Here is a 5239-nt window from a genome sequence, read left to right on the forward strand (position 1 = left end):
GGTGTGGGGTGTAGGGTGTAGGGTGTGGGGTGTGGAGGGATGTAAATTAAGTGCGTAACAGCTTACTTCCTGATTCAGATTTCCCATCCAGCGAATCCCTGGCATTCGATAAGGTCTAAATTTTAAACCTTCCAATCCACCCATTTTGACCAGATGAGTCAGAAAATGAAGCGAACCTTGGAGAATATCTAACCGATTTGGTCTTGGGATGTTTTTTAAGTTTACTTGGGATATATTTTTAACCGATTTAACCCAGTCAGGGGCTGTTGATAAACTAACAAAAGTCAATATAGACTGGGATATTTTCGCTTCAACATCAGCCGGATTATTTAGTTTATTGCCTTGAATAATTCCACCTAAACTTTGCCGAAAAAACGTTTTAATATGCTCTGGATATGGAATATTATTATACTGGCAAATTGCCTGGTAAATTGAGGTATATCTACCAGAATTAATAGTTGCTCCAATGACGCAAGCGCCAATATCTGCTGTATAATCAGAATATCCAGCCAAACGATTTAGGGCTTCTGGTAATGTTTTAATTTCGTTATTATCTGGGTTAGCCCGATAAATCATAATCGCTGAACCAATATCTCCAGCCCAAGAGGTATGATCTCCTGTCCATTGGGTTAAGTCTGATAATTGCACTCCCGGCTGATTAATTTGGTCAGAAAGAGATGCGAGTAAATGACCAAAGTCAGTCATTTCGCCACTTAAACGGAAGTTTTCGATATTAAGTTTTCCGGCAAATTCTCCTTCAATATATTCTTGCTGATATCCAGTGGCGATACTCCATAACTGAGTGGTGTAATTCTTTTTTGTATATCCCCGGAGTTTATTGGCAATTTCATAAGCTGAGGCACTAGGATTTTCAGCTTCAATTTGCTGGATAAATTTTAGTGCTGTTTCAAAATCAGACATATATTGAGTGGAGAATGGGGAGTGGGGAATGATTTTGTAGGGGCGAGTCGCTGCGATAATCTCGCTTTAGTAACAAATAACCTTAATTGACTCGCTCCAAACTCCGTTGGCGTAGCCTGCGCGAAGCGCATACTCCGAACATCGGATTAATTACGATCAGTCGATGACCAAGTATTATAATATCAGGATGATGAGATTTAGTCAAATCTATGGCAGTGTAGCGGAAATAATCAAATATTAAATAATGAGTGGAAACAGAATTAGAGTTGCTAAAGATAAAGCTGATTTAGTGAAAGCCTTGGTTGCCTCACCACAAACAACCGGACCATTTCAAACTTATGCAGACGCGATCGCATTTGCTGCCGCGATCGGAGCCAAAAGGAAAAAGCGCTCGCCTTTGGGGATAATTGCTCAAAAGGAACCTGCGCCTATCGCTTTGGAGATTTTTGTTTCTAGGGGATATGAGGTAACGATCAAGTTATTAGCGATCGCAGAAAAGAAGGAAGCAAAAATACTCTCGTCTTTTGACGATAAGGCAGAGGAGGAACGGATTCGTATTTTTGAGGAATATGCGAATGGGGGACTGGAGATTTTGCGAGATGAGTTTGTGGGCGCAGTGGATTATACTGAAAGGCTTTTGTTGATTTTGAGTAATGAGAGATTGAAGAAAGAAGTACCGGAAGGCGAGTTTGATTTAAGTAGATTTTTGTAACAGGACTTACGCAAAATCTGTCACTAAACTCCATATATAGTAGGGTGCGTTACATAACGCACCCTACAGATAGCATAACTGCGTAAGTCCTATGTAATATAAATCCAAAAAGCCTAAAGTAGTTCATAATGGAGGAGACCTCTATCGGGGGATGTATGGCTAAGGAAAAAGGCGGCAGAGAAGCCAAAAAGCCTAAGAAAGAAGCTGATGCTACTAAAAAGCAGAAAAAAGATCCAAAAAGGCATGATGGCTTGGGAGGAAAGCCAGCTTAGTTAAATCAACTACTGAACACTGACTCTCTGGGTATAGTGTGGGCAATTCGCTAGTTATTCAAGGTTTTGTCGTGATTCTCTTTGGCTATAAGTCATTATATTCGGGGAATAAGATCGCGATTTAATTACAGCAGATTCCAGGTTTATGAAGTACGCCTCAGAAACCCGGTTTATTTGAGAAACCGGGTTTCTCTGTGCCTCACATACCTGAAAATTACTGAATCACGAAGGATACAAGAGTGAAACAGTGGTTAGTCTAGTAGTTTTTCCTTGAGTTATTGACACAATCTCTTTAAGAGGTCTAGAATAAATAGAAGATAACAGATAAAAGAGGTGATGTAAATCTGCTAACAAATTACGTTTACAAGCTACGCACTAATACCACTCAAAATCTCAAAATGTCCAACTGGGTAAATATGCTCAGAAGTCATTATAATTGGTGCTTAGGAGACAGGATAGCTCAATATAACCAACAGTATATTCAAGGTGAATACTGCGATATCAGAGCTAAATCTGAAGCTTGCCCATTAACGTGCTTTGTGAGCAAAAATGGTGCAACTGGCTCACCTTGGAAAAATACTCTCTTCGATAAAGAAGGTAAACCCAAAAACCCCCGGAGAAGTCCTGGTGATATCCAAATTACTGCCTTGCCAGAATTAAAGCAGGCTAGACCTTGGTATGGTGGCATTGATGCAACTGTTTTACAACAAAATGTTAAACGTCTTGACATTACCTACCAAAACTTTTTTGACGGTAGAGGTTTTCCCAAATTTAAAAACCGCAGTAATTTTACATCTTTTACATACTCAATGGGTGTGAAAGTACAAGGGAGCAAAATCTATTTGCCCAAATTGGGATGGATGCGTTTTCACAATTCACGTCCAATACCGAATGGTTTTACTATTAAAGCTGCTACGGTTCGTCAACGTCAAGATGGATGGTTTCTGTCTATCAGAATTGAAGATAAAACTGTACCAGACTACATAGCCAAACCGTTGGCTGAGGTAAACAAAGTAATCGGTTGTGACTTAGGGATTACCAAACTTGTTCATCTGTCAGATAGACATCAAATAGACAATCCTAAGTTCTCAACCAACAAAAAAACTCGACATCTTCTCAAAATTAGACAAAAGAGTGTTAGTCGTAAAGCGAAAGGGAGTAATAATCGAAAAAAAGCCGCTCAGAAATTAGGACGCTTACACAAACGAATTGCCGATAAACGCCAAGCTTACCAATGGAAAGTAGCAAACAAAATTGTATCGAGAAATGTAGATGGAATTGCTCTGGAAGATTTAAACGTTTCTGGAATGATGAAACGCTGTCGGGTCAAAACTGACAATAGAGGGCGGTTTATGCCTAATGGACAGTCAAGAAAGAAAGGTTTAAATCGTGCTATCGCTGATGCTGGCTGGAGCGATTTAATTTTAAAGATTGAGTATCTCGCTGTAAAGCAAGGAAAGGTCGTAATTAAAGTTAATCCCCAAAACTCTAGCCGAGAATGTAGAAGTTGTGGCCATATTCACGCGAGTAACCGCAATAGAGAAAAATTCATTTGTACTGAATGCGGCTATCATGAACACGCTGATATTGGTGCGGCAAAAACTATCAGGGATAGAGGATTAGAAATAGTACGTCGGGACTCGGCGAAACTTGGTGCTAGACACCTAAACGCCCAAAAGATATCACCACGCTCAAAAAGCAAACGTAGTGAGTTTGGGAACCTGATTAATCAGGATATTAAGGCTGCGAAGTCTTAAGAATCCCCGTGTCTTTAGACCGGGGAGTGTCAACCTAAAGCTCAGGAATTGCTAGCATCAGCAGAGAATAAACTTAAGCAGCTTCAACATTAATCCCTATCGGCAGACATTCTAATCCGGGCTAAAGTCCAACTAAGCTGCTACGCAGTTAAATTGTATATTCTGAAAAAGAGTCGCATTGGCTCAAATTCTTCCCCACTCCCTACTCCAAAAAACCCACTCCCTGTCTTCATTATTTAATTTAGCTGCTTAACACCTTACCAACTAAGGTAAGGGTTTTGCCATCTGACAATTGGGGCAGAAATGAGATGAACGTCCTCCCAGCTTCAATCGCTCAATCGGAGTCTCACAGACGCGACAAGGTTCCCCTCTGCGACCATAAACCCATGCGACACCACTATAATTACCATTAACCCCCTGGACGTTCATAAAGTGACTAAAGGTTGTGCCACCCGCCTCAATCCCGGCTTGTAACACTTGGATGATGGCATGATGGAGTCGCTCAATCTGGTCTAAATTTAAAGCTGAAGCCTGGGTTTCTGGACGAATACGACTCAAAAATAAGGCTTCATCAGCATAAATATTACCCACGCCAGCAACTAATGCCTGATCCAATATGGCAGTTTTAATCGCACGCTGACATTTTTTGAGCTTACCCATCAGGTACTCCATGGAAAAGTCGGGTGTAAAAGGTTCAGGTCCTAGTGCCTTGAGACCTGTAATAATATCTTCTAGTTTGGCTGATGGCGGAACCCACCATATCTTACCGAAGGTACGCTGATCGACAAATCTTAACTCTTCACCATTAGGGAAGAATAACCTGACTCGCGCATGTTTTTGTAAAGGCTCATCTTGATTTAACCACAGGAGTTGTCCAGTCATCCGGAGATGGACACCTAACCAACCTCCATCTTGGTTGTGTGAGTTAGTCAGTTGAGCGAGTAGGTATTTGCCGCGTCGATGCCAACTTCTAATCGTAACTTGGTTTAGTCCTGCTAAAAACTCACCCACAGTAAAGGGGTGGGCGATAGTGCGCGACAGCAACACATCCCCACCCTGTATATTTTGATTTAAAGTAACTCGATTGAGTCCTAGTCGGACTATTTCAACTTCAGGTAGTTCGGGCATAAGGTGAAGGGGTTGACTGAGGATTGGGGATAGAAGGAGGAAGTAGGAATTTTATCGTATCTCCCTTGTCTTCTTTGTATTGCTTCTCCCCAGCCACCTCCTCACCAATTACCGTTTAACGAACTACTTCAAGTTCACTGACACCGAAGTTATTGGTGTTGATACCAGAAGGGCTACCGCTGAATCCGCTGTAGTTTACCTTGTCAAAGCGGACAATCACGGGGTATTTGATGCCGCTCTTCTCTACGGATGCAACTGTGCCCACTTCGTTGTACCAGTAGGATTCTTTTCTTTTGATCCGAACTTTGGAGCCGCGTTTTAGTTCTGCCATAAGAGTTTCTCCCTTGTAATCTCGTTTTACAGCGTACTATTGGATGAGGGCTATCTGGTTAATTTTAGTTTTAAGTTTTATTACCGAGTCGGAGAGTGGGGAGTCGGGGAGTGGGGAG

At 41.5% G+C, this 5239-nt stretch carries 6 protein-coding genes; 3 read left to right on the forward strand and 3 right to left on the reverse strand.

Annotation, left to right across the window (positions count from 1 at the left end):
• On the reverse strand, positions 1-921 hold a 921-nt coding region (locus tag NJ959_RS25180; protein WP_254014502.1), incomplete at its 3' end, for a hypothetical protein.
• Positions 922-1165: 244 nt separating this feature from the next.
• On the opposite strand from NJ959_RS25180, the gene NJ959_RS25185 reads away from it, so the two are divergent.
• The 3 genes from NJ959_RS25185 to NJ959_RS25195 all read left to right on the forward strand — a co-directional run bounded on the left by NJ959_RS25185 (position 1166) and on the right by NJ959_RS25195 (position 3662).
• Complete coding sequence (locus NJ959_RS25185; RefSeq protein WP_254014503.1) at positions 1166-1633, forward strand: DNA phosphorothioation-associated protein 4; 468 nt, start codon at positions 1166-1168, stop codon at positions 1631-1633.
• Positions 1634-1761: 128 nt separating this feature from the next.
• Positions 1762-1905, forward strand: coding sequence for a hypothetical protein (locus NJ959_RS25190; RefSeq protein WP_254014504.1), 144 nt, complete (start codon positions 1762-1764; stop codon positions 1903-1905).
• A 344-nt stretch (positions 1906-2249) separates the two neighbouring features.
• The gene (locus NJ959_RS25195; protein ID WP_256529763.1) at positions 2250-3662 is read left to right on the forward strand and encodes an RNA-guided endonuclease InsQ/TnpB family protein; all 1413 of its coding nucleotides are present in this window, start codon (positions 2250-2252) and stop codon (positions 3660-3662) included.
• Between the two features lie 264 nt (positions 3663-3926).
• On the opposite strand, the gene NJ959_RS25200 is transcribed toward NJ959_RS25195, so the two are convergent.
• Both NJ959_RS25200 and NJ959_RS25205 read right to left on the reverse strand, forming a co-directional pair.
• Positions 3927-4790: a DNA-formamidopyrimidine glycosylase gene (locus NJ959_RS25200; protein WP_254014506.1), complete on the reverse strand. Its 864-nt coding sequence runs from the start codon at positions 4788-4790 to the stop codon at positions 3927-3929.
• A gap of 115 nt (positions 4791-4905) precedes the next feature.
• Complete coding sequence (locus NJ959_RS25205; protein WP_254014507.1) at positions 4906-5121, reverse strand: photosystem I reaction center subunit IV; 216 nt, start codon at positions 5119-5121, stop codon at positions 4906-4908.
• Positions 5122-5239: the final 118 nt, after the last annotated feature.

It is taken from the genome of Limnofasciculus baicalensis BBK-W-15 (assembly GCF_024178385.1).
In the GTDB taxonomy this organism is placed as follows: Bacteria; Cyanobacteriota; Cyanobacteriia; order Cyanobacteriales; family Coleofasciculaceae; genus Limnofasciculus; species Limnofasciculus baicalensis.